This window comes from Streptomyces sp. PA03-5A (assembly GCF_033792725.1).
Lineage (GTDB): Bacteria > Actinomycetota > Actinomycetes > Streptomycetales > Streptomycetaceae > Actinacidiphila.
In genome coordinates this window covers 1-22,047 of record NZ_JARAVL010000071.1, presented here as the reverse complement: position 1 = coordinate 22,047, position 22,047 = coordinate 1, and the positions used below count along the sequence as shown (strand labels likewise).

At 72.7% G+C, this 22,047-nt stretch carries 24 protein-coding genes and 1 pseudogene; 14 read left to right on the top strand and 11 right to left on the bottom strand.

The features are described 5' to 3' along the window. Window positions 1-675, bottom strand: a 675-nt coding sequence (locus PV410_RS43770; protein ID WP_500332259.1) for a carboxymuconolactone decarboxylase family protein, incomplete at its 3' end; no start/stop codon positions are given. 211 nt (window positions 676-886) lie between these two features. On the opposite strand from PV410_RS43770, the gene PV410_RS43765 reads away from it, so the two are divergent. Together PV410_RS43765 and PV410_RS43760 are read left to right on the top strand one after the other, a co-directional pair. Beyond that, a complete protein-coding gene (locus tag PV410_RS43765) occupies window positions 887-2,092 on the top strand; it encodes a sensor histidine kinase (RefSeq protein WP_500332258.1) in 1,206 nt (401 codons plus the stop codon). Next, window positions 2,089-2,793, top strand: coding sequence for a response regulator (locus PV410_RS43760; protein ID WP_500332257.1), 705 nt, complete (start codon window positions 2,089-2,091; stop codon window positions 2,791-2,793). The genes PV410_RS43765 and PV410_RS43760 overlap by 4 nt, the downstream gene beginning before the upstream one ends. On the opposite strand, the gene PV410_RS43755 is transcribed toward PV410_RS43760, so the two are convergent. Further along, window positions 2,732-3,802, bottom strand: a complete 1,071-nt coding sequence (locus PV410_RS43755) for a DUF4190 domain-containing protein (RefSeq protein WP_500332256.1) — start codon at window positions 3,800-3,802, stop codon at window positions 2,732-2,734. The two genes, PV410_RS43760 and PV410_RS43755, sit on opposite strands and share 62 nt — an antisense overlap. A 128-nt stretch (window positions 3,803-3,930) precedes the next feature. On the opposite strand from PV410_RS43755, the gene PV410_RS43750 reads away from it, so the two are divergent. Both PV410_RS43750 and PV410_RS43745 read left to right on the top strand, forming a co-directional pair. Continuing rightward, window positions 3,931-5,079, top strand: a complete 1,149-nt coding sequence (locus tag PV410_RS43750; RefSeq protein WP_500332255.1) for an SMI1/KNR4 family protein — start codon at window positions 3,931-3,933, stop codon at window positions 5,077-5,079. After that, window positions 5,076-5,570 (top strand): hypothetical protein, encoded by a 495-nt coding sequence (locus PV410_RS43745; RefSeq protein WP_500332254.1) that lies wholly within the window; start codon window positions 5,076-5,078, stop codon window positions 5,568-5,570. Before PV410_RS43750 ends, PV410_RS43745 begins: the two co-directional genes overlap by 4 nt. 21 nt (window positions 5,571-5,591) lie before the next feature. Here PV410_RS43745 and PV410_RS43740 read toward each other — a convergent pair whose 3' ends face one another. The 3 genes from PV410_RS43740 to ychF form a co-directional block, all read right to left on the bottom strand. After that, window positions 5,592-5,999 (bottom strand): hypothetical protein, encoded by a 408-nt coding sequence (locus PV410_RS43740; RefSeq protein WP_500332253.1) that lies wholly within the window; start codon window positions 5,997-5,999, stop codon window positions 5,592-5,594. An 83-nt stretch (window positions 6,000-6,082) separates the two neighbouring features. Next, on the bottom strand, window positions 6,083-7,063 hold the full coding sequence (locus PV410_RS43735) for a class I SAM-dependent methyltransferase (protein ID WP_500332252.1): 981 nt from the start codon (window positions 7,061-7,063) through the stop codon (window positions 6,083-6,085). 217 nt (window positions 7,064-7,280) lie between these two features. Further along, window positions 7,281-8,369: a redox-regulated ATPase YchF gene (gene ychF, locus PV410_RS43730; protein WP_499513729.1), complete on the bottom strand. Its 1,089-nt coding sequence runs from the start codon at window positions 8,367-8,369 to the stop codon at window positions 7,281-7,283. A gap of 190 nt (window positions 8,370-8,559) precedes the next feature. Here ychF and PV410_RS43725 point away from each other — a divergent pair, with 190 nt between their 5' ends. Beyond that, the gene (locus PV410_RS43725; protein ID WP_500332251.1) at window positions 8,560-9,105 is read left to right on the top strand and encodes a DUF6542 domain-containing protein; all 546 of its coding nucleotides are present in this window, start codon (window positions 8,560-8,562) and stop codon (window positions 9,103-9,105) included. A 40-nt stretch (window positions 9,106-9,145) separates the two neighbouring features. On the opposite strand, the gene ppgK is transcribed toward PV410_RS43725, so the two are convergent. The 3 genes from ppgK to PV410_RS43710 all read right to left on the bottom strand — a co-directional run bounded on the left by ppgK (window position 9,146) and on the right by PV410_RS43710 (window position 11,231). After that, complete coding sequence (gene ppgK / locus PV410_RS43720; RefSeq protein ID WP_500332250.1) at window positions 9,146-9,889, bottom strand: polyphosphate--glucose phosphotransferase; 744 nt, start codon at window positions 9,887-9,889, stop codon at window positions 9,146-9,148. A gap of 29 nt (window positions 9,890-9,918) precedes the next feature. Further along, entirely contained in the window at window positions 9,919-10,914 is a 996-nt protein-coding gene (locus PV410_RS43715) for a 4-hydroxy-3-methylbut-2-enyl diphosphate reductase (RefSeq protein WP_499513726.1), read from the bottom strand. A 125-nt stretch (window positions 10,915-11,039) separates the two neighbouring features. Next, window positions 11,040-11,231, bottom strand: a complete 192-nt coding sequence (locus PV410_RS43710; protein ID WP_500332249.1) for a hypothetical protein — start codon at window positions 11,229-11,231, stop codon at window positions 11,040-11,042. Window positions 11,232-11,393: 162 nt separating this feature from the next. On the opposite strand from PV410_RS43710, the gene xseA reads away from it, so the two are divergent. The 3 genes from xseA to PV410_RS43695 all read left to right on the top strand — a co-directional run bounded on the left by xseA (window position 11,394) and on the right by PV410_RS43695 (window position 13,655). Beyond that, window positions 11,394-12,602, top strand: coding sequence for an exodeoxyribonuclease VII large subunit (gene xseA, locus PV410_RS43705; RefSeq protein WP_500332248.1), 1,209 nt, complete (start codon window positions 11,394-11,396; stop codon window positions 12,600-12,602). 75 nt (window positions 12,603-12,677) lie between these two features. Further along, window positions 12,678-12,920: an exodeoxyribonuclease VII small subunit gene (locus PV410_RS43700; RefSeq protein ID WP_500332247.1), complete on the top strand. Its 243-nt coding sequence runs from the start codon at window positions 12,678-12,680 to the stop codon at window positions 12,918-12,920. 141 nt (window positions 12,921-13,061) lie between these two features. Then, complete coding sequence (locus tag PV410_RS43695) at window positions 13,062-13,655, top strand: malonic semialdehyde reductase (protein ID WP_500332246.1); 594 nt, start codon at window positions 13,062-13,064, stop codon at window positions 13,653-13,655. 60 nt (window positions 13,656-13,715) lie between these two features. Here the strand turns inward: PV410_RS43695 and PV410_RS43690 are convergent, their stop codons facing one another. Beyond that, on the bottom strand, window positions 13,716-14,252 hold the full coding sequence (locus PV410_RS43690) for a DUF4245 domain-containing protein (protein ID WP_500332245.1): 537 nt from the start codon (window positions 14,250-14,252) through the stop codon (window positions 13,716-13,718). A 161-nt stretch (window positions 14,253-14,413) separates the two neighbouring features. Between PV410_RS43690 and glpX the strand changes: the two genes are divergently transcribed. Further along, entirely contained in the window at window positions 14,414-15,457 is a 1,044-nt protein-coding gene (gene glpX, locus PV410_RS43685) for a class II fructose-bisphosphatase (RefSeq protein WP_500332244.1), read from the top strand. Between the two features lie 78 nt (window positions 15,458-15,535). Here the strand turns inward: glpX and PV410_RS43680 are convergent, their stop codons facing one another. Next, the gene (locus PV410_RS43680) at window positions 15,536-15,889 is read right to left on the bottom strand and encodes a WhiB family transcriptional regulator (RefSeq protein ID WP_018561404.1); all 354 of its coding nucleotides are present in this window, start codon (window positions 15,887-15,889) and stop codon (window positions 15,536-15,538) included. 243 nt (window positions 15,890-16,132) lie between these two features. Further along, the gene (locus tag PV410_RS43675) at window positions 16,133-16,810 is read right to left on the bottom strand and encodes a DUF1707 SHOCT-like domain-containing protein (protein ID WP_500332243.1); all 678 of its coding nucleotides are present in this window, start codon (window positions 16,808-16,810) and stop codon (window positions 16,133-16,135) included. Window positions 16,811-16,939: 129 nt separating this feature from the next. Between PV410_RS43675 and PV410_RS43670 the strand changes: the two genes are divergently transcribed. From PV410_RS43670 to PV410_RS43650, 5 genes and pseudogenes are all read left to right on the top strand, one after another. After that, window positions 16,940-18,598: a fumarate hydratase gene (locus tag PV410_RS43670; protein WP_500332242.1), complete on the top strand. Its 1,659-nt coding sequence runs from the start codon at window positions 16,940-16,942 to the stop codon at window positions 18,596-18,598. A 191-nt stretch (window positions 18,599-18,789) separates the two neighbouring features. Continuing rightward, window positions 18,790-20,199 carry a class II fumarate hydratase gene (locus PV410_RS43665; protein ID WP_500332241.1) on the top strand — a complete coding sequence of 470 codons (1,410 nt, stop codon included), beginning with the start codon at window positions 18,790-18,792 and terminating at the stop codon, window positions 20,197-20,199. A 102-nt stretch (window positions 20,200-20,301) separates the two neighbouring features. After that, window positions 20,302-20,985 carry a cytidylyl-2-hydroxypropylphosphonate hydrolase gene (gene fomD / locus PV410_RS43660; protein WP_500332240.1) on the top strand — a complete coding sequence of 228 codons (684 nt, stop codon included), beginning with the start codon at window positions 20,302-20,304 and terminating at the stop codon, window positions 20,983-20,985. A 127-nt stretch (window positions 20,986-21,112) separates the two neighbouring features. Then, window positions 21,113-21,799, top strand: a complete 687-nt coding sequence (locus PV410_RS43655; protein WP_500332239.1) for a class I SAM-dependent DNA methyltransferase — start codon at window positions 21,113-21,115, stop codon at window positions 21,797-21,799. A gap of 59 nt (window positions 21,800-21,858) precedes the next feature. Beyond that, window positions 21,859-22,047, top strand: a pseudogene (locus PV410_RS43650) (hypothetical protein); the annotation flags it as partial.

Genomic DNA, 22,047 nt, shown 5'->3' with positions numbered 1-22,047 from the left:
GGCGGTGCCCACCGGGGCGTCCGCGGCCCACTCCGGCGCGGGTCCGGCCGGGCCGCGCAGCAGGGGCAGGCTGGCCCCCGGCGGCAGCGGCCGGCGGACGGTGCGGGCCAGGGCCCGGCCACCCAGGCTGCGCACCAGCCGCAGCCGCTGCAGTCCGCCGGGGAGCATGTCCTCGGTCAGCAGGGCGGACACCATCCGGTTGACGAAGTGGAAGGCGAGCGCGGTGCCGATGAACTCCGGCGCGTCCTGCGGGCCGAAGGGGTATGCCACGGCCGCGGGGGCGCCGGGGGTCGCGGTCGCCCCGCCCCAGGCGACCAGCGCGGCCTGGGCGGGGTCGTCCGGCGTGCCGCCGCGGGCGACCGTCTCGGCGAGGCGGTGGTCACCCGTGGCGTGCAGCAGGACGGTGTGCGCGTCCACGCAGAAGGGGCAGCGGTTCGCCGCCGACACCCCCAGGGCGACGAGCTCCTTGTCGGTGCGCGGCACGCGGCCGGCCAGCAGCGACTCGCGCAGCACGGCCCAGGTCGCCGCGAGCAGGTCGGGGGCGGCCGACAGCGCGACGAAGGTCGGTGCGCGGCCGATGCCGAAGTCGGCGGCGAGCTGGGCGTAGACCTCGGCGGTACGGCCCGTGGCGTCGCCGGGTGGCGCGGGAGTGGTGAGACGGAAGGGCGTGGCCATGGCCGGGCCTCCTCGCTGACGGCTCGTGGACGGCGGTGTTCTCGACGGGTCGATGGTGGCCGCCCGGGGTCCCGCCGGTCGTCCTCCGGGGGAAGGGGGATGCCACTGCTCCGGGCGCCGGGGCCGTAGGCGGGACTACTCCACCGGGAGTAGCCGCGGAGCCGTCTTCGGGGAGGACGTGCCGCCCCGCTGGGCGGCGTAGGGTGCGGGCATGGGTGGCACGCTGATCGGGCGTCAGGGGTGGGCCGGGCTGCGGGGGCGGCGTGGCGTCGCCTTCGACGCGGTGATCGGCGTCGTCCTGGCCGTCGACGTCCTGCTGCTGCCCGGGGTGCCGCGCCCCTCGAACGCCCTCGACCTGGCGCTGGGCCTGGTGGGCGCGCTGGCGGTCGCCGGGAGCCGCCGCCGGCCGGCGGCGGCACTGCTGCTGTGCACGGGCTGCATGCTGGCGTACGCGCTGCGGGTGCACCCCGGCCCCTCGGCGGCGTTCCCCGTGCTGGTCGCGGTCCACATGGCGGTCAGGTCGGGCGGGAAGCGGCTGCCGGTGCAGCTGTCGGCCCTGGCGTTCCTCACCGGCTACCTCGCCTCCGGGCAGCCCGCGCCGACCTCTGCGCAGTCCACCGCGCTGCTGCTCGGCTGGTTCCTGGCCTCGGTCGCCATGGCCGTGGTGGGCCGGCACCGCCGGGCCTACCTGGAGCAGCTGGAGCGGCGGGCGCTGGACGCCGAACGCACCCGCGAGGAGGCGGCGTTGCGCCGGGCCGGCGAGGAACGGCTGCGGATCGCCCGGGAGCTGCACGACTCGCTCACCCACAGCATCTCGATCATCAAGCTGCAGGCCGGGGTCGCCGTCCACCTGGCCCGCAAGCGCGGCGAGGAGGTGCCCGCCGCGCTGCTGGCGATCCAGGAGGCGAGCGGGGAGGCGATGCGGGAGCTGCGCGCGACCCTGGAGGTGCTGCGCGGCACCGGCGGCGGCCACGGGCTGGACCGGATCGAGGACCTGGTGGAGCGCTCGCGCACGGCCGGTCTGCCCACCAGCGTCACGGTCGGCGGACGGGAACGGCCGCTGGCCGACGGGGTCGACCGGGCCGCCTACCGCATCGTGCAGGAGGCGCTCACCAACGTCACCCGGCACGCCGGTCCTGAGCCCCGCGCCACCGTCCGCATCGAGTACGGCGACCGGGAACTGGTCGTCCAGATCGACGACGACGGCACCTCGGCACCCGGCGACGGCCCGGTGCCCGGGGTCGGGCTGACCGGGATGCGGGAGCGGGTGACCGCGCTCGGCGGGCGGCTGCACGCCGGGCCGCGGCCCGAGGGCGGCTTCTCCGTGCGGGCCGAACTCCCCCTGGACGCACTGCCGGCGGCCGACGGCAGGACGGCGCCCGGGGCGGCCGGGGCGCCGCTGGAGGAGGTGTCGTGATCCGCGTGCTGATCGTCGACGACCAGGCGCTGATGCGGGCGGGATTCCGAGCCCTCCTCGACGCCGAGGACGGCATCGAGGTGGTGGCCGAGGCGGGCGACGGTCAGCAGGGCGTCGAACTCGCCCGGCGCCACGTGCCCGACGTGGTGCTCCTCGACGTCCAGATGCCCGTGCTCGACGGGATCGGCGCGACCCGGCTGATCGCCGCCGATCCGCGGCTGGCCGGCGTCCACGTGGTCATCCTGACCAACTACGGCCTGGACGAGTACGTCTTCGACGCGCTGCGCGCCGGCGCCAGCGGATTCCTGCTGAAGGACACCGAACCCGCCGACCTCGTCCAGGCCATCCACGTCGCCGAGCGCGGCGACGCCCTGCTCTCCCCCGCCATCACCCGCAGGCTGATCGGCGAGTTCGTCGCGCGGCCGCCCGACGCCACGCACGCGGCGGGCCTGGAGGCGCTGACCAACCGGGAGCGCGAGGTGCTCGCGCTCGTCGCCCGCGGGCTCAGCAACGACGAGGTCGCCGGGCGGATGGTCATCAGCCCGCTCACCGCCAAGACCCACGTCAGCCGGGCGATGACCAAGCTGGGCGCCCGCGACCGTGCTCAACTGGTCGTCTACGCCTACGAGTCGGGGCTGGTCACACCGAAGGGTTCGCCGCCGCGACCGTCGTGGCCAGCCCCAGCGCCTCCCGCGCCCTGACGGCCTCCTCGTGGCCGCTGTGCGAGTCCGCCGCCTCGTAGTGCTCGTAGTAGGCGTCCGCGTCCTTCGCCACGGCGGCCTTGGCCCAGTGCGCGCGTGACTTCCCGGCCTCCGCCACGAGCGCGGCGACCGGTTGCTCGGCACCGGCCGGCCAGTCGTGGGCGTCCAGCGCCCGGGCCTCGGCGGCGAGGGCGACCGAGACCTCGCCGGCCCAGGTGCGGTAGCCCTCGAGGTCGTCCTCGACGTACTCCTCCTCCGGCCCCTTCGCCATGGCCTCGTTGAGGACGTTGGCGGCCTTCAGATAGGCGACCTGGTGCGCGTCGAGCGTGCTCGCGTCCTGCCGCAGGGAGCCCTTGAGCACGCCCTTCTCCTTGCCGAACACGCAGGTCACCTCCCGGTCCCCGAGCTTCCAGGTCCCCCGGTCCGGGGCGTAGTAGTACACCCTGACGTCCGCCGGCACCGCCCAGCTGTCCATGGCGTAGGTGTCGGACAGCCGTTGGCAGCGGTCCTCCACGAGGTCCTTGAGCTCCGTGTCGCCCGGGTAGCCCTGGGGCCCGGGCAGCCGGAAGGTCCCGACCACCTCGCCGGCGTGCCCCTGTGCGCAGGACACGGTGTCCATGTCGGTGGTCGGGGCCTCCAGGTCGCCGCCGGGGGTGTCGAAGCAGTCGCCCCGGCGCAGCGAGAAGGCGCCGTCGTCCCGCGCCCCTTCCCTGACGCCCTCCTTGAAGCTCTTGACGAACGCGGCGGCCCCGCCGGCGAGCACCAGGGCGCACAGCAGCGTGCCGACGGCCGACAGCACCAGGCCGGTGACGGCCATGCCCTTGCCGCGCGCGCCCGTCCGTTTGATCTGCACCAGAGCGATCGTCCCCAGCACGACGCCGACCACCGGCAGCATGCACAGCAGCCCGGTCACCAGCGCGGCGACGGCGAGCCCGTTCAGCGGCGCCCGCTGCGCCGCGGGCGGGAGCGCCGGCTGGAGGGGGTACGACGGATACGGCGGAGGCTGCACGGAACGGCTCCTCACGGGCGGGTGGCGTGGCGAACGGCCGCGCGAATATATCCCGGCCTCCGCGACCCGCTGTCGGCGGCCACCGTTAGGGTTCTGCCAGCGGGGCGCCGACACCGAGGGGGAGCACGATGTCCGCCGAAGCGGCCGAACAGGCCTGGGACCGCATCGACTTCTGGCTGGGCACCCACGCCCCGGCGACGTTCGCCATGCTCCACCCGCCGGCGCCGCGGGAGGAGATCGCCGCGGTGCAGCGGCGCATGGGCGTCACCTTCCCGCCGGACCTGGTGGCCACGCTGCGCCGGCACGACGGGGCGGACGAGGACTTCCTCCTGCCGACGCACGACGGTCTGCTGGGCACCCACGGATGCGAGGAGCGGTCCGGTTTCCTGCGCGGCATGCTGGCCGAGGTCCTCGACGAGGACGAGGCGGAGAACGACGGCGCCTACTGGCACCACCGCTTCGTGCAGTTCGCCTCCTACGCCATCACCGCGGACGGCCTGACCGTGGACTGCCGCCCCGGCGCGTCCTTCGGCGCGGTCGGCCGCTTCTTCGACGGGTCCGGCACCGACTTCGGCCACGCCCCGTCGCTGGGCGCGTACCTGGGCGACGTCGCCGACAGCCTGGAGCGCGGGCTGCCCTTCCAGGGCGGCCGGACCTGGCCCGTCGTCAGCGACGGCGTCCTGGAGTGGGACGACTCCGAGCGCGCCCACCCCGAGTGGGGCGATCCCTCGGACCCGCTGCCCTCCTCCGACGACGCCTCGCTGCCGCCGCTGCCGCCGCGCGGCTCCGAGGAGCCGCTGCGCGCCGTCCACGTGCGCACGCTGGGCGGTCTCGGCGCACTCGTGGCCACGCTCCCCCGCGCGACGGTCGCCACCGCCGCGGCCCGGCAGATGCGCCGGCTCGCCGAAGAGTCCGGCCTGGCAAGGTACCCCGAGGTCGCCGCCGCCCTGGACACCCTCGACGGCGGCCGCACCGTCGGGCTCACCGGCACCGGTCCGCTCGGGCTCAGGCTGCGCCAGGTCCGCCGCGAGGCGTCCGCCCACCACGACGGCGTCCGCACACAGGCCGTCATGTGCTTCGTGCTGCTGCTCACCGACCTGCCCCACCGGGCGCTGGTGAGGACCGCCGACGTCCGCTCCCGGATCTCCCCCGGCTGGCGCGCCGCGCTCCACGCCGACCTCGGCTCCCCTCCGTTGCCGCCGGAGCCGGACGCCGCCTTCTGGACGACGCTGGAGAACCCGGCGATCGAAGCGGGCCGTCAGGGGGCGGGCGCATGACGACACGACGGACGGTGCTGGCCGCGGGTGCGGCGGTGCTCGCGGCCGGGTGCGGCTCGCGGCGTCCGGAGGCGGAGCGGCGCGAGGCCGCGGAGGGCCCGGTACGGACGGACACCGCCCCGCTGGAGCGGCGTTTCCCGCTGCTGGGTCGGCTCCACGGCGCCCACTGGCTGGGGTACGACCTGGTCGCGGGCAACGACGGCAGGTCGGTCCCCGGTCCTTCGGACGTACGGGTGGTCGGCGTCGCCGCCCTCACGGACGGCCGGGTCGCCGCGCTCACCGCGCACCACGACTTCCGCCCGGCGAGCCTGTCCGTGCTGCCGGGCCGGCTGGCCGGCTTCCTCCCGGCGGACGCACGGTGGCTGCGGAGCGGGTCCTTCGACGCCGAGATCACCGTGGACGCCTACAGCGGCTCGTTCCTGCTGTCGCAGGCCCGGGGCCTGGTCTGCTTCGACAGCATCAACCCGGTGGCCGCCGCCCCGTCCCCGTAGACCGGGGCGGGGCGGGGCGGCTCAGGACGTGCAGAGCGTCTGCTCCAGCACCTCGTTGACGGCCTTGGCCTGTTCCTCGGTGAGCTGGTGGCCGGCGCTGCCGAAGCGCGACTGCGCGGCGGCCACCGCGTTGCCGCCGCCGGTGATGGTGGCGCACTGCTGACGCGCGTTGGCGACGGCCTTGTCCGCGTCGGCCGCCAGGGCCGGGTCGACGGCCTTGAGCGCGGCGAGCAGCGCCGCGCGCCGGGCCCCGGTCGGCTCCTCGGGGATGCCCTCGCTGATGTCCGGCACCTTCGAACCGGACGCCGCGACGGACGGCGTGCCACCGGCGTCGGGCTTGCTGCCGGAGTCGTCGGTGCCGGAGCTGCAGGCGGGGACCGCGAGGAGCACGGCCGCGAGGAGCACTCCGGTGCTGAGGCGTGTACGCATGCCCGCCATGGTGGCCCGCGGCACCCGCCGGCACCCCCCGGTGCGCGGTTTCCGTCGCCGTGCTGTGACCTGCGGGAGGGCGGTCAGCCGCCCGTCACCTTGCGCAGCAGCCGCCGCACCCGGGACGGCGCGGGGGCGGCCTCCTGGTCGAGGGCGCGCTGGAGCTGGGCGAAGTGGTCGGCGCGGGTCTCCGAGAGGTACGGGTCCTTCAGCAGCGGCTTGGCGATCTTCCAGGCGCGCTGGTGGTCGCCCGCGTAGTGGCACACGTACGCCTTGGCCAGCTCCAGGACCTGCTTGAAGGGGACCCGTCCGGTGTGGTCGAGGTCGACCTGGTCCTGCACCGCGGTGATCAGGGCCAGCTTCTCGTCCACCGTGTGGTCGTCCTTGGCGATGCGTTCCAGCAGCTCGGCCGGGACCGGCCGGACGACCTCGAAGGCGAGGGTGGAACGGATCGGCGCACCGGCGATCTCGATGTACGGGAGCAGGGCGCCGGTGCTGTGGTGCAGCCACGGCAGGCGGGGGCTCGCGAAGTCCTGGTGCAGCACGACCGCACCGGGCTCCAGGCGCGGGAGGAAACGTTCCGCCACGCACCGGAACACCCGCGCCGTCTTGGCGATGTCGACGTGCAGGAACTCGATGGGGCTCTTGTCCTCCGGGTCGGAGGTGGTCCATATGTCGCCGGCGTGGACCTCGATGAACCCCATGAACGGGGCCAGCGCCGCCTCGAAGTCCTCCCGGAAGGAGCTGTCGCCCTCCGGCGCCTTGCCCGCCTTGAAGAACCGCTGCGTGGCGAAGGTTCCCTTGCCCACGCGGAAGAAGTCGAAGGCGTGCAGCCGGCCCTTCTGCTCGTCGAACGCGGGGTTCTCCCGCAGCCCCTTGGCGATGGCGTAGGTGGAGCCACCGCCGCCCGAGCCCAGCTCGACGAGGGCGCCGGTGCCGTTCACGTGGTGACGCGCCACGAGGTAGAGGAACCTCTGCTCCCAGACGCTCATCTGGGCGTACGGGATCTCCTCCGGGAGTACCACGTCGTCGAACATCGAGTAGAGCCTGCCGAGGGACGCCATCGTTTCCTCACATCTCGGAGCCGGGATGCGCCGATTCCACCCCGCGTCCCACACATCCCAAAAGGACCTGCACACACTGTGCATCCCCGCGACCGAAACGATTCACCATCCGGCGGCCTCCCGTACATCCGCCGACCATCGCCTGGCATGTACGCGCGAAACGACGAAGGGCCGGACCCCGGGGGGCCCGGCCCGTGACACCGGAGGGAACGGCAGGTCAGACGTTGAAGCGGAACTCCACGACGTCGCCGTCCTGCATGACGTAGTCCTTGCCCTCCATGCGGGCCTTGCCCTTGGCGCGGGCCTCGGGGATGGAGCCGGCCTCCACCAGGTCGCCGAAGGAGACGATCTCCGCCTTGATGAAGCCCTTCTGGAAGTCGGTGTGGATGACACCGGCGGCCTCGGGGGCGGTGGCGCCCTTCTTGATCGTCCAGGCGCGGGCCTCCTTGGGGCCCGCGGTCAGGTACGTCTGCAGGCCGAGGGTGTCGAAGCCGACCCGGGCGAGGGTCGCCAGGCCCGGCTCCTCCTGGCCCATGGACTGCAGCAGTTCCAGGGCCTCGTCGTCCTCGAGCTCGATGAGCTCGGACTCGATCTTGGCGTTGAGGAAGATCGCCTCGGCCGGGGCGACCAGGGCGCGCTGCTCGGCCTTGAAGGCCTCGTCGGTCAGCTCGTCCTCGTCGACGTTGAAGACGTACAGGAAGGGCTTGGTGGTCATCAGGTGCAGCTCGTGCAGCAGCCGGCCCTTCTCCGTGCCGGCGGTGATGCCGGCGGAGAACAGGGTGCGGCCGTCCTCGAGGATCTGCTGGGCCTCCTGGACGGCGGCGAGCACCGGCGCCTTCTCCTTCTGGAGGCGGACCTCCTTGGTCAGCCGCGGCACGACCTTCTCGATGGTCTGCAGGTCGGCGAGGATCAGCTCGGTGTTGATCGTCTCGATGTCGTCCTTGGGGGACACCTTGCCGTCGACGTGGACCACGTCCGGGTCGACGAAGGCCCGGATGACCTGGCAGATCGCGTCGGACTCGCGGATGTTCGCGAGGAACTTGTTGCCCAGGCCCGCGCCCTCGCTGGCGCCGCGGACGATGCCGGCGATGTCCACGAAGTCCACGGTCGCCGGGAGCTTGCGCTGCGAGGCGAAGATCTCGGCGAGCTTGTCCAGACGGGGGTCGGGGACACCGACGACGCCCACGTTGGGCTCGATCGTGGCGAACGGGTAGTTGGCCGCCAGCACGTCGTTCTTGGTCAGGGCGTTGAACAGGGTCGACTTGCCGACGTTCGGCAGGCCGACGATTCCGATCGTGAGCGACACGTGACGACTTCCCGTAGCGAGAGGTGGGTGGAATGGGCCGCCACGCCCGGGCGGGCGACCGGCGGACCGATCCACCAGTCTACGGAACGCACCGGCTCCGGGACGGGCCGCGCCCCCAGTGGCCCCCTGCGGCGGTGAAAAGTCGTGTCCTGCCCCCGTTTCCCCCCTCCTCGGCGCCTACGTTGGGTGCGTGGAGCAACACAGTGCGCGCACACCCCACAAGAACAGCGGTGCACCCACCGCCGCCTCCCCGCTGCCGCGGCCGGTCCGCCCGCAGCGTCGCCCGCAGGGCGCGACCGCCGTCCGGGGCGGTCTGCCCCGGGGGCCGCTGCTGCTGCGGGTGGCGCGGCTGCGCCGGACGGAGCCCCGGCTGACCGGACTGGGCACGGGCGTCTTCATCACGCTGACCGCGCTCGCCGGCGGCGCCGCGGACTCGCTGATCACGGGCGAGCCCGGCACCCTCTTCGGGGTCGTCTTCCTGCTGGCCTGCCTCGCCGCCGGGGCGTTCGTACGGCCGTACGACCTGTCGGCGGCGCCGGTCAGCGCGCCCATCGCCTTCACCATCGCGCTGGCCGTGACGGCCGGCGGCGACGGCGGGGGCTTCACGGGCCACCTGATGGGCCTGCTGACCGGGCTCGCCACCCAGACGGGCTGGTTGTACGGGGGCACGGTCGGTGCCGCGGTGATCGCGGCCGCGCGGAAGGTGGCCTATGTGATGCGCGAACGGCGCCGCTGAGCGCCGCCCTCCACCGGCCGCCTCCCGCCGGCCGCCGCGGTCAGGAGCGGACGGCGGCCGCCGCCATGCCCGCGCCGACGATGCCCGCGTTGTTCTGCAGCGCGGCCGGCACGATCTCGGCCCTGATGCCGGTCAGGAGCGGCAGGAACCTGTCGGCCTTGCGGCTGACCCCGCCGCCGAGGATGAACAGCTCGGGCGAGAAGAGCATCTCGACGTGGGTGAGGTACTTGTGCAGGCGCTTCGCCCAGTGCTCCCAGGTGAGGCCCTCGTCGTCCTTGGCCTTGGTGGAGGCTTTCGTCTCGGCGTCGTGGCCGTGCAGTTCGAGGTGGCCCAGTTCGGTGTTGGGCAGCAGGTTGCCGTCGACGAAGACGGCGCTGCCGATGCCGGTGCCGAGGGTGAGCACGATGACCGTGCCCTTGCGGCCACGGCCCGCCCCGTACTCCATCTCGGCCATGCCCGCGGCGTCCGCGTCGTTGAGCAGGGTCACCGCGCAGCCGACCTTCTGGGACAGGAGCCCGGCGGCGTCCATGTCGATCCAGCCCTTGTCGACGTTCGCCGCCGTGCGTGTCATGCCGTGCGTGACCACTCCGGGGAAGGTGGCCCCGACGGGGCCCGTCCACCCGAAGTGGTCGACGACCTGCTTCACGCACTCCGCGACGGCGTCGGGGGTCGCGGGATGGGGAGTGAGCACTTTGAAGCGCTCCTCCGCCAAGTCACCACGCCCGAGGTCGACCGGGGCACCCTTGATGCCCGATCCGCCGATGTCCACACCGAAAACGCTCATGCCCCAACGCTACGACGTGGCACGGTCGGTCACCCCTCGGAGGTGCCGCCCCGCATCAGTTCGGCGGCCTCGGCGCGCAGGTCCCGGCGGAGCTCCTTGGGCAGCGAGAAGGTGATCGACTCCTCGGCGGCCTTGACGATCTCCACGTCCTCGAAGCCGCGGGCGGCCAGCCACTCCAGCACCTGCTCGACGAGCACCTCGGGCACGGAGGCGCCGGAGGTGACACCGACGGTGGACACGCCGTCCAGCCACGCCTCGTCGATCTCGTCGGCGAAGTCCACCAGGTACGAGGCACGGGCCCCGGCCAGCTTGGCGACCTCGACCAGGCGCACGGAGTTGGAGGAGTTGCGCGAGCCGACGACGATGACCAGTTCGGCCTCGGCGCCCATCTGCTTCACGGCGAGCTGACGGTTCTGCGTGGCGTAGCAGATGTCGTCGCTCGGCGGCGAGATCAGCAGCGGGAACTTCTCCTTGAGCGCGTCGACGGTCTCCATCGTCTCGTCCACGGAGAGCGTGGTCTGGGAGAGCCAGACGACCTTGGACGGGTCGCGGACCTCGACCTTCTCGACGTCGCCGGGGCCGTCGACCAGGGTGATGTGATCGGGGGCCTCGCCGGAGGTGCCGATGACCTCCTCGTGGCCCTCGTGGCCGATCAGGAGGATGTCGTAGTCCTCGCCTGCGAACCGCACGGCCTCCTTGTGGACCTTGGTGACCAGCGGGCAGGTCGCGTCGATCGTGGCGAGCCGCCCCTTGGCGGCCTCCTCGTGGACGACCGGGGCGACGCCGTGGGCGGAGAACATGACGATCGACCCGGGCGGCACCTCCTCCGTCTGCTCGACGAAGATCGCGCCCTTCCGCTCCAGGGTCTGCACGACGTACTTGTTGTGGACGATCTCGTGGCGGACGTACACGGGGGCCCCGTACTGCTCCAGGGCCTTCTCGACGGCGATCACGGCACGGTCCACACCCGCGCAGTAGCCTCGCGGGGCGGCGAGCAGGACGCGGCGGGAAGTCGTAGCGGTCATGTGCCCATCGTACGGGGCCCGGACGCGGCCCCATCGCTGCCCCGGGTGGTCCGGACGGGGGTGCGGAGGCGGTGCCGGAGCGCCGCGGGGCGCACGCGCGGACGGCACGGGAGCGGGCACGGCGCTCAGCGGCAGCCCCGCGGGCCCCGGGCGGCACGGCGGGCGGCGAGCGCCCACCCGGTCGCGAGGGCGGCGCCCGCCAGGGGAAGGCAGCTGAAACAGCCGCAGCCGGGGCCGTAGCGGCCCACGCGGAGCCCGGCGTGGACGCGCGGCGGGCGTTCGGACGGGGTCCAGCCGTACCGGCCGGGTCGGCGCATGGGAACTCCCGGGACCTGTCGGTGACGCCGGCGTCACCGACGTCAGCGGTTTACCGGGTTGCCCCCAGCCTGCGCGGCGGCCGGGCGGGGGGACAGCGGGGCGTGCCATTCGGGTCGGACGGGAGGGGCGTCACTGTCCGTGGCGGGGGCTAGTCTCGGCGTATGGCTGTGAACACGTCCGCGGAGGCGCCGATCCCTGTCGGCGAGGTGTCCCGGCTGATCGGCGGCTGGGTCGACCGGCTCGGCCCGGTGTGGGTCGAGGGGCAGATCACCCAGTTGTCACGGCGCCCGGGCGCGGGCGTGGTGTTCCTGACGCTGCGCGACCCGTCGCACGACATCTCGCTCAGCGTCACCTGCCGCCGGGCGGTCTTCGACGCCTTCGACGGGGCGGTCGGCGAGGGCGCCCGGGTCGTGGTGCACGCCAAGCCGGAGTGGTACGCACCGCGCGGTCAGCTGTCGCTGCGCGCGGCGGAGATCCGCCCGATAGGCGTCGGCGACCTGCTGCTGCGGCTGGAGCAGCTGAAGAAGCGGCTGGCGGGCGAGGGCCTGTTCGCACGGGAGCGCAAGCGGCCGCTGCCGTTCCTGCCGCAGCTGATCGGGCTGGTCTGCGGCCGGGCGTCGGCCGCCGAGCGGGACGTGCTGGAGAACGCGCGACTGCGCTGGCCCGCGGTCCGCTTCGAGGTGCGCAACGTGCCCGTCCAGGGCGCGTACGCGGTGCCCCAGGTGATCGAGGCGGTGCGCGGGCTGGACGCGCACCCCGAGGTCGACGTGATCATCGTGGCGCGGGGCGGCGGCAGCGTGGAGGACCTGCTGCCGTTCTCGGACGAGCGGCTGGTGCGGACGGTCGCGGAGTGCCGTACGCCCGTGGTGTCGGCGATCGGGCACGAGCCGGACACCCCGCTGCTGGACCTGGTGGCCGATCTCCGCGCCTCGACGCCGACCGACGCGGCCAAGCGGGTCGTGCCGGACGTGGGCGAGGAGCTGGCCCGGGTCGAGCAGCTGCGGCAAAGGTCGCTGCGGGTGATGCGCGGGCTGCTGGACCGGGAGGAGCGGGGGCTGGCCGCGGCGGTGAGCCGGCCGTGCATGGCACGGCCCCATCTGATGGTCGACGAGCGCGCCGAGCAGGTCACGGCGCTGCTGGAGCGCTCCCGCCGCCATCTGCGGCACCGGCTGGACCGGGCGGAGGACGAGCTGGCGCACACCCGGGCCCGGGTCGTGGCGCTCTCCCCCGCCGCCACGCTGCAGCGCGGGTACGCGGTGCTGCAGCGTGAGGACGGTCAGGTCGTGCGCGCCGCGGACGAGGTGGCCGAGGAGGAGAAGCTGCGCGCCCGGGTGGCCGAGGGCGAGTTCACCGTCCGCGTCACGCGCTGACCGCCGGCGCGCCGTTCCCGGGCCGGCCGCCGCGCGCCCGGCCGCCGTGTCGGAGGGCGGCCCTAGGCTGGTGCCATGGCAGATCAGGACACGCTGGGGTACGAGCAGGCCCGCGACGAGCTCGTCGACGTCGTTCGCCGTCTGGAGGCCGGCGGCTCCACGCTCGAGGAGTCCCTCGCCCTGTGGGAACGGGGGGAGCAGCTCGCCAAGGTGTGCCGCGACTGGCTGGAGGGCGCCCGCGCCCGGCTGGACGCGGCCCTGGCGGAGGAGTCCGGCGGCGGCGCCGGGCAGGGGCCGGAGGCCGTGGAGGAGGAGTGACCGGGTGAGCGGGGTGCGGGCGGCGTGAGCCGCTTCACGTCCGAATAGTTGAAAGTTTAGTTGAAATTTCATCTATGCTGAGGGGAGTGTTCCGGCGCGCCCCTCCCCAGGGCGCGGTTCCACATCCCCACAGAGGTACCGATGACGCTCCAGCTCGACACCGCCGCCCAGAACCTCCTCTTCCTCGAAGCGCGCACCGCCAACGCCTTCACCGACGAACCGGTGACCGACGAGCAGGTCCAGGCCGTGTACGACCTGGTCAAGTACGCCCCGACCGCCTACAACCAGCAGCCGCTGCGCGTCGTGCTGGTGCGCTCCCCCGAGGCCCGCGAGCGTCTGGTGGGCCACATGAACGAGGGCAACCGTGCGAAGACCGCCACGGCGCCGCTGGTCGCGGTCCTGGCCGCCGACAACGAGTTCCACGAGGAGCTGCCGGCCCAGTTCCCGTCCTTCCCGCAGGCCAAGGAGGTGCTCTTCGCCGAGCGCCCGGTGCGTGAGGCGTCCGCCGGCTTCAACGCCGCCCTGCAGGTCGGCTACTTCATCCTGGGCGTGCGCGCCGCGGGCCTGGCCGCCGGACCGATGACCGGCTACGACGCCGACGCCATCGACAAGGACTTCTTCCCCGACGGCGACCACTCCGTGCTGGCCGTGGTCAACATCGGCAAGCCGGGCGAGAACGCCTGGCGCGAGCGCGGCCCGCGCCTGGCGTACGACGAGGTCGTCACCACCGTCTGACGACGACCGTCACCGCCACCGGCCCTGCCGGTGGCGGTGACGTGGTTCAGGGGTCGGGGTTCAGCCCTGGCGGCCGCCCCGCTCTTCGAGCGCGGCGGCCAGTTCCGCGAGCCGGGCCATCGGGGCCGTGCCGGTGACCATCGTGGTCACCCCGCCCTCCTCGCGCACCAGCGCGTCGTACTTGTGGCCCTCGTAGCGCTGCCAGGTCTCACCGCCGACGCTGCGGGTCCCCACCCGCTTCGCCTCGTGGCTCTTCAGCGCGACGAACTTCTCGGCGGCCTCGTTGCTCTGCTCGACGGCCGCGTACTCGTTCTTCGGGTCGACGAAGCCCAGGTGCCACCGCACCGCCCCCGGGTCGGTGGACTCGTACGTCACCGAGGTCGCCCGCCAGTCCTCGCCGAGCCCCACCGGGGCCGCCACCTGGTACGGGGCGTCGCGCCGTGCCTGGTCGAGCTCGACCCGGTAGCCGACCACCTTGACGGGGTCGTGGTTCTCGTCGTGCGGGATGAAGAGCCAGATGCCCCCGGCGACGACGCCGATCGCCGCCATCGAGAGCACCATGTCCCGCAGTGTTTCCGTGCCGCGCTTCTTTGCCACGCCCCCTATGGTCCCCCATGCCCCGGACCGTCCGTCCGCCCGGGGTCGCACCCGGCAGAAATCCGCTCATGTGACAGGTGGCCTGCTCATCCTGGCGGGGTCCGGATAAGGTCGTAACACCCTCTTATCCCGGCCGTCCTCGTACAGAAAGGTGCGCTGTGATGACCGAGCAGCATGAAAACCACAACCTGCCGCCGCAACTCGAGGTGAATCCCGAGGCCCCCGACCGCAACCTCGCCCTGGAACTCGTCCGGGTCACCGAGGCCGCCGCCATGGCGGCCGGCCGCTGGGTCGGGCGCGGCGACAAGAACGGCGCGGACGGCGCCGCCGTCAAGGCCATGCGCACCCTCGTCTCCACCGTGTCGATGAACGGCGTCGTCGTCATCGGCGAGGGAGAGAAGGACGAGGCCCCGATGCTCTTCAACGGGGAACGCATCGGCGACGGGACCGGCGCGGAGTGCGACATCGCCGTGGACCCGATCGACGGCACCACCCTGACCGCCAAGGGCATGCCCAACGCCATCGCGGTGCTCGCCGCCGCCGACCGCGGCGCGATGTACGACCCCTCGGCCGTCTTCTACATGGACAAACTGGTCACCGGCCCCGAGGCCGCCGACTACGTCGACATCACCGCCCCGCCCTCGGTCAACATCCGCCGGGTCGCCAAGGCGAAGGGCAGCGCCCCCGAGGACGTCACGGTGGTCATCCTCGACCGCCCCCGCCACGAGGGCATCGTCAAGGAGATCCGGGAGACCGGCGCGCGGATCAAGTTCATCTCCGACGGCGACGTGGCCGGTGCGATCATGGCCGTCCGCGAGGGCACCGGCGTCGACATGCTCATGGGCGTCGGCGGCACGCCCGAGGGCATCATCGCGGCCTGCGCGATCAAGTGCCTGGGCGGCACCATCCAGGGCCGGCTGTGGCCGAAGGACGAGGCGGAGAAGCAGCGCGCCCTGGACGCGGGCCACGACCTGGAGCGGATCCTGCACACGGACGACCTGGTCGAGGGCGACAACGTCTTCTTCGTCGCCACCGGCATCACCGACGGCGAGCTGCTGCGCGGAGTGCGGTACCGCGCCGAGACCGCGATCACCCAGTCGCTGGTCATGCGCTCGAAGTCCGGCACGATCCGCCAGATCGACTCCACGCACCGGCTGTCGAAGCTGCGCGCCTACAGCACCATCGACTTCGACCGCGCGCGCTGAGCCGCCGCGGCAGCCGCCGCGCACCGGCACACGAGAACCGGGACCCCGCCGTGGCGACGGGGTCCCGGCCCTTGTCGTTCAGCCGGCCGCGGCGATCCGCGTCCCGGGCCGCTGCAGCTCCGCCTCACGGCGGCGGCGCCGGGCCAGTACGACCCTGCGCTCCGCGGCGGTCATCCCGCCCCACACGCCGTAGGGCTCCGGCTGGAGCAGCGCGTGTTCGCGGCACTCCAGCATCACCGGGCAGCGCGCGCACACCCGCTTGGCGGCCTCCTCCCGGGACAGCCGCGCCGCGGTCGGCTCCTTCGAAGGCGCGAAGAACAGACCCGCCTCGTCACTGCGGCACGCCGCCTCCGAGTGCCATGGGCCGCCCAGGTCCCGGGGGTGACTCAGGGAGGACCTGGAGGCTGCCGGGGGCTCGATCGGTTGAAGCACGGGATACTCCTGACGACGGCTCGGCTTGGTGTCACCCTTGCCCGTCGCTGCGGTGCCGGTGCGTCTCCACGGGTCTGTCGGCGTGAGGAGGGCTGCGGCGAGCGACGTGTCCCCTTGCCCTACCCGCTGTGCGCGCGTTCATGCGCACCGTGCCGGGGCCGCCGCCCGGGCCACGCCTCCGTGGCACCGGCATCACGCCCCGCCGACCCCCTTGCGCGGCACGGGAGTTGACCCGCGCCGCGGTCAGCCGTCGAGTTCGGCGGGGCCGAGCCCCTTCTTCTTCACACGCTTGCCCCGGCGCGGCTTGGCCTCGACGCCGCCCCAGAAGGCGAAGCCCTGCACCTTGATGACCGGGGCGTGCGGGTCGGGCGACTCGTACGCCTTGACGTCGGAGCCGCCCATGATGCCCACGACGCCGCCGCCGTGCAGGGTCACGTTCTCCGGGACCCTGATCTCGATGCCGCCCATGATGGCCGTGCAGTTGATGACGAGCTCGGGGCTGGTGAAGGTGGCCTCGGTGAGGTCGATGACGACGCCGCCCATGATGGCGACGGCGTTGATCTTCGAGCCGACCCGCCAGCGCCCCTTGCGCTCGGCACCGCCGAGGATGCCGATCAGGTTGGGGCTCTCCCCGGAGCCGTCCGGCACCCAGTGGTGCGCCCCGGGCGACGGGGCGGGTGCGCTCGTGGCGCGTCCCGCGGGGAGGTCGCGGACGTAGGGCTCCAGTTCGCCGACGGTCTTGGCCGCGTAGACCCCGTCGAGCCGCTCGGAGTGCTCCTCGGTGGTCAGACGGCCCTCCGCGAGGGCATCGCGAAGGATGTCGGCCACCCGGTCGCGGTCCGCGTCGGACGCACGGATATCGGCTTCGGCGACGGGGCGCACGGGGTGCTGTTCACGCTTCTGGAGCGACGACTCATCCACCCGACTACCGTACACAAACGCGATAGATCGCGACTAGGGCCGGTGAGGGTCACCTCACACATCCGGTACCCCGCGCACGTTCTACGCTTGTTGGGCTTCTATGACGCAGCGCCAGTGAGGATGTCCCTTATGCCCGAGTTCGCCTATACCGACTTGCTCCCCCTCGGTGAGGACACCACTCCGTACCGTCTGGTCACCTCCGAGGGCGTCAGCACCTTCGAGGCCGACGGCCGGACCTTCCTCAAGGTGGAGCCGGAGGCGCTGCGCAAGCTCGCCGCCGAGGCGATGCACGACATCTCCCACTACCTGCGTCCGGCGCACCTCGCCCAGCTGCGCCGGATCCTCGACGACCCCGAGGCCTCCCCCAACGACCGCTTCGTCGCCCTGGACCTGCTGAAGAACGCCAACATCGCCGCGGCCGGCGTCCTGCCGATGTGCCAGGACACCGGCACCGCGATCGTGATGGGCAAGCGCGGCCAGAACGTGCTCACGCAGGGCGGCGACGAGGCGGCCCTCTCGCACGGCATCTTCGACGCCTACACCAAGCTCAACCTGCGCTACTCCCAGATGGCCCCGCTGACCATGTGGGAGGAGAAGAACACCGGCTCGAACCTGCCCGCGCAGATCGAGCTGTACGCGACCGACGGCGGCGCGTACAAGTTCCTCTTCATGGCCAAGGGCGGCGGCTCGGCCAACAAGTCCTTCCTCTACCAGGAGACCAAGGCGGTCCTGAACGAGGCCTCCATGATGAAGTTCCTGGAGGAGAAGATCCGTTCGCTCGGCACGGCCGCGTGCCCGCCGTACCACCTGGCGATCGTGGTCGGCGGCACCTCCGCGGAGTTCGCGCTGAAGACCGCGAAGTACGCCTCCGCGCACTACCTGGACGAGCTGCCGGCCGAGGGTTCGCCGACCGGCCACGGTTTCCGGGACAAGGAGCTGGAGGAGAAGGTCTTCGAGCTCACCCAGAAGATCGGCATCGGCGCGCAGTTCGGCGGCAAGTACTTCTGCCACGACGTGCGCGTGGTGCGGCTGCCCCGCCACGGCGCCTCCCTGCCGGTCGCCATCGCCGTCTCCTGCTCCGCCGACCGCCAGGCCGTCGCGAAGATCACCGCCGAGGGCGTCTTCCTGGAGCAGCTGGAGACCGACCCCGCGAAGTACCTGCCGGAGACCACCGACGAGCACCTGTCGGACGAGGACGTCGTGCGCGTCGACCTCAACCGGCCGATGGACGAGGTGCTGGCGGAGCTGTCCAAGTACCCGGTCAAGACCCGGCTGTCGCTGACCGGCCCGCTGGTCGTCGCCCGCGACATCGCGCACGCCAAGATCAAGGAGCGGCTGGACGCGGGCGAGGAGATGCCGCAGTACCTGCGCGACCACCCGGTCTACTACGCGGGCCCGGCCAAGACCCCGCAGGGCTATGCCTCCGGCTCCTTCGGCCCGACCACGGCCGGCCGCATGGACTCCTACGTCGAGCAGTTCCAGGCGGCGGGCGGCTCCAAGGTCATGCTCGCCAAGGGCAACCGCTCGAAGCAGGTCACCGACGCGTGCGCCGCGCACGGCGGCTTCTACCTGGGGTCGATCGGCGGCCCGGCGGCGCGCCTGGCCCAGGACTGCATCAAGAAGGTCGAGGTCGTCGAGTACGCCGAGCTCGGCATGGAGGCGGTCTGGAAGATCGAGGTCGAGGACTTCCCGGCCTTCATCGTCGTCGACGACAAGGGCAACGACTTCTTCACGGACCCGGCGCCCGCGCCGACGTTCACCAGCATCCCGGTGCGCCCGGGGGCGTGACCCGTCCGAGGCGGCCCGGCACCGCGTGCGCGGTGCCGGGCCGCCTGGTTCCCCGGTCCGTTCTGGCCGCCTTCCGGGCGGCCACCGGGGGGAATGAAACGTCCCGCGCCACTGTCCTACCGAGGGGTCGGGGTTCTACTGGGAAGTACCCGGTACGCCCGACGATGTCCGCGATGGAAGGAATTCCGGCCATGCCCGAGCAGGACGCAGAGGACGAGCGCGAGTACCGCGTCGAGCACGACTCGATGGGCGAGGTGCGCGTCCCGGCCCACGCCAAGTGGCGCGCGCAGACCCAGCGCGCGGTGGAGAACTTCCCCATCAGCGGACGCGGGCTGGAGCGGTCCCACATCGAGGCGCTCGCCCGGATCAAGGCGGCCGCGGCCAAGGTCAACGCGGAGCTGGGCGTCCTGGACAAGGACGTGTCGGAGGCGATCCAGGAGGCCGCCGCGGAGGTGGCCGGGGGGCGCTGGGACGGGCACTTCCCGATCGACGTCTTCCAGACCGGTTCCGGCACCTCGTCCAACATGAACGCCAACGAGGTCATCGCAACCCTGGCGAGCGAGCGGCTCGGCCGCGACGTGCACCCCAACGACCACGTCAACGCCAGCCAGTCCTCCAACGACGTCTTCCCCTCCTCCCTGCACATCGCCGCGACCGCCGCGGTGACCGGTGACCTGGTCCCGGCGCTGGAGCACCTGGCGGCGTCGCTTGAGCGCAAGGCCGCGGAGTTCGCGGACGTCGTGAAGTCCGGCCGCACGCATCTGATGGACGCCACGCCGGTGACCCTGGGCCAGGAGTTCGGCGGCTACGCGGCGCAGGTCCGGTACGGGGTGGAGCGGCTGCGGGCCTCGCTGCCCCGGCTGGCGGAGCTGCCGCTGGGCGGCACCGCGGTCGGCACGGGGATCAACACCCCGCCCGGCTTCTCGGCGGCGGTGATCGCCGAGGTGGCGCGGACGACCGGGCTGCCGCTGACCGAGGCGCGGGACCACTTCGAGGCGCAGGGCGCCCGCGACGGCGTCGTGGAGACCTCCGGACAGCTGCGCACGATCGCCGTGGGCCTGACCAAGATCGCGAACGACCTGCGCTGGATGGGCTCCGGCCCCCGCACCGGTCTCGCCGAGATCGCCCTGCCGGACCTGCAGCCCGGTTCGTCGATCATGCCGGGCAAGGTGAACCCGGTGATCCCCGAGGCGGTGCTGATGGTGGCCGCACAGGTCATCGGCAACGACGTGACGATCACCACGGCCGGCGCCGCGGGCAACTTCGAGCTGAACGTGATGCTCCCGGTGATCGCCAGGAACGTCCTGGAGTCGGTGCGGCTGCTCGCCAACGTCTCCCGGCTGCTGGCCGACCGCACGGTGGACGGGATCACGGCGAACGTGGAACGCGCCCGTGAGTACGCGGAGTCCTCGCCGTCGGTCGTGACCCCGCTCAACAAGTACATCGGCTACGAGGAGGCGGCCAAGGTCGCCAAGCGGTCGCTGGCCGAGCGGAAGACCATCCGCGAGGTGGTCCTGGAGTCCGGCTACGTCGAGCGCGGGCTGCTCACCCTGGAGCAGCTGGACGAGGCGCTGGACGTGCTGCGGATGACCCGGCCCTGACGGCGCGCCGCGCCGTCGTCCCGGCGCTCCCCGGTGCCCGGCGTGACGAACGCTCGGCTCAAGGGTGACGCCCCCGTAACACGGGGTCCGTAAGATCCGTTCATGACAGCGGACATCCTTCTTCCCCGTGGAGCGGGCCAGGACGGCGGCGCGGGCCACTGGGCGCCCGGCGAGCAGGTGCTGTGGCGCTACCGCGGCAACGGCAGCGACGCGGTGCACATCTGCCGTCCGGTGACCGTGGTGCGCGACGACCCGGAACTGCTGGCGGTGTGGATGGCGCCGGGCACCGAGTGCGTCAAGCCGGTCCTGGCGGACGGCTCGCCGATCCACCACGAGCCGCTGGAGACCCGCTACCTCAAGCCGCGCACGACGTGCGTCGACCGCTGGTGGGGCGCGGGCGTGCTGAAGCTGGCGCGCCCGGACGAGCCCTGGTCGGTGTGGCTGTTCTGGGAGCAGGGCTGGCGCTTCAAGAACTGGTACGTGAACCTGGAGGAGCCGCGGCACCGCTGGCCGGGCGGGGTCGACTCGGAGGACCACTTCCTCGACATCCACGTCACCCCGGACCGGGGCTGGCAGTGGCGGGACGAGGACGAGTTCGCGCAGGCCCAGGCCGCCGGCCTGATGACGGCGGTCACGGCGGAGCGGGTACGGGAGGCCGGCCGCCGGGCGGTCGAGGTGATCGGCGCCTGGGGGCATCCCTTCCGGGACGGCTGGGAGCACTGGCGTCCGGATCCGGCGTGGCCGGTACCGGCCCTTCCGGTTGACTGGGATCGTCCGGCAAGGTGACCGCGTGAGCGGCTTGCCGGGGACCCCTGCCCCAATCGTAAGATCGTGGCCCATAGTGCTGCACAAAACACAGGCTCACACTAGAGTTTGACGCTATGTCACCAAGGTCATACGGGAGGCCCGGGCTGTGGGAGTCGGCGGCTACGAGGACATACAGCTGGACCGCACCGGCCAGGCCGAGGGGTTCGACGCCATAGGTGACCGCTACGACGAGGCCTTCCCGCACAAGGAGGGCCAGGTCGCCGCGGGCGAATGGCTCCTGGCGCAGCTCCCGGCGGGCTCCCGCGTCCTGGACCTCGGCTGCGGCACGGGACTGCCGACCTGCCGTCAGCTGGTCGAGGCCGGGCACGAGGTGACGGGTGTGGACCTCTCCGCGGGGATGCTCTCGCTCGCCCGCCGGCACGTGCCCCGGGCGACCTTCCTCCAGGCCGACATCGCCGACCTGCGGACCGGCGGCCGCCACGGACCCGACGGCCCGGGGGACCCGGGCCGCTTCGACGCCGCCGTGGCCTTCTTCTCGCTGCTGATGCTGCCTCGGGCGGAGATCCCGCTGGCCCTGCGCAGCGTCCACGACCTCCTCCTCCCGGGCGGAATGTTCACCCTTTCGATGGTGGAAGCCGACGTGGACGACTTCGCGATTCCGTTCCTTGGTAACACCATCCGGGTATCGGGTTATCTACGGGATGAATTGCGCCAGGTGGTGGCCGACGCGGGATTCACGGTCCTTAAGGAGGATTCGTACGCGTACGCGCCGCACACGACCGAAGTGCCGCCGGAGGAGCAGCTCTTCCTGCACTGCCGACGACCCGCCTGACGCGGCCGCCCCGCCACGTGCCCGGCACGTGACGCACCCGACCGGATGGAACGACCAGCGTGAGCACGGAGCGCATTTCTGAGCAGGCCGCCGTCCAGGGGACGACGGCCGGCCCGGCACGTCCGGGTGACACCGAACCGGTACCGGATCCACGGGCCGGCTTCCTGCTGCCCGCGGACCCCGTGCCGGGCGGCGAGTCGGGCGCGTCCACGGCCGGGGCGCCGGCCTCCGGGCGGTCCACGGACCCG

Bases quoted from the DNA above. Each gene is read 5' to 3' on its own strand.
- PV410_RS43765 (WP_500332258.1), top strand. From the start codon at position 887: ATGGGTGGCACGCTGATCGGGCGTCAGGGGTGGGCCGGGCTGCGGGGG.
- PV410_RS43750 (WP_500332255.1), top strand. From the start codon at position 3,931: ATGTCCGCCGAAGCGGCCGAACAGGCCTGGGACCGCATCGACTTCTGG.
- PV410_RS43745 (WP_500332254.1), top strand. From the start codon at position 5,076: ATGACGACACGACGGACGGTGCTGGCCGCGGGTGCGGCGGTGCTCGCG.
- PV410_RS43740 (WP_500332253.1), bottom strand. From the start codon at position 5,999: ATGCGTACACGCCTCAGCACCGGAGTGCTCCTCGCGGCCGTGCTCCTC.
- PV410_RS43735 (WP_500332252.1), bottom strand. From the start codon at position 7,063: ATGGCGTCCCTCGGCAGGCTCTACTCGATGTTCGACGACGTGGTACTC.
- ppgK (WP_500332250.1), bottom strand. From the start codon at position 9,889: ATGAGCGTTTTCGGTGTGGACATCGGCGGATCGGGCATCAAGGGTGCC.
- PV410_RS43715 (WP_499513726.1), bottom strand. From the start codon at position 10,914: ATGACCGCTACGACTTCCCGCCGCGTCCTGCTCGCCGCCCCGCGAGGC.
- PV410_RS43710 (WP_500332249.1), bottom strand. From the start codon at position 11,231: ATGCGCCGACCCGGCCGGTACGGCTGGACCCCGTCCGAACGCCCGCCG.
- xseA (WP_500332248.1), top strand. From the start codon at position 11,394: ATGGCTGTGAACACGTCCGCGGAGGCGCCGATCCCTGTCGGCGAGGTG.
- PV410_RS43700 (WP_500332247.1), top strand. From the start codon at position 12,678: ATGGCAGATCAGGACACGCTGGGGTACGAGCAGGCCCGCGACGAGCTC.
- PV410_RS43695 (WP_500332246.1), top strand. From the start codon at position 13,062: ATGACGCTCCAGCTCGACACCGCCGCCCAGAACCTCCTCTTCCTCGAA.
- glpX (WP_500332244.1), top strand. From the start codon at position 14,414: ATGACCGAGCAGCATGAAAACCACAACCTGCCGCCGCAACTCGAGGTG.
- PV410_RS43670 (WP_500332242.1), top strand. From the start codon at position 16,940: ATGCCCGAGTTCGCCTATACCGACTTGCTCCCCCTCGGTGAGGACACC.
- PV410_RS43665 (WP_500332241.1), top strand. From the start codon at position 18,790: ATGCCCGAGCAGGACGCAGAGGACGAGCGCGAGTACCGCGTCGAGCAC.
- fomD (WP_500332240.1), top strand. From the start codon at position 20,302: ATGACAGCGGACATCCTTCTTCCCCGTGGAGCGGGCCAGGACGGCGGC.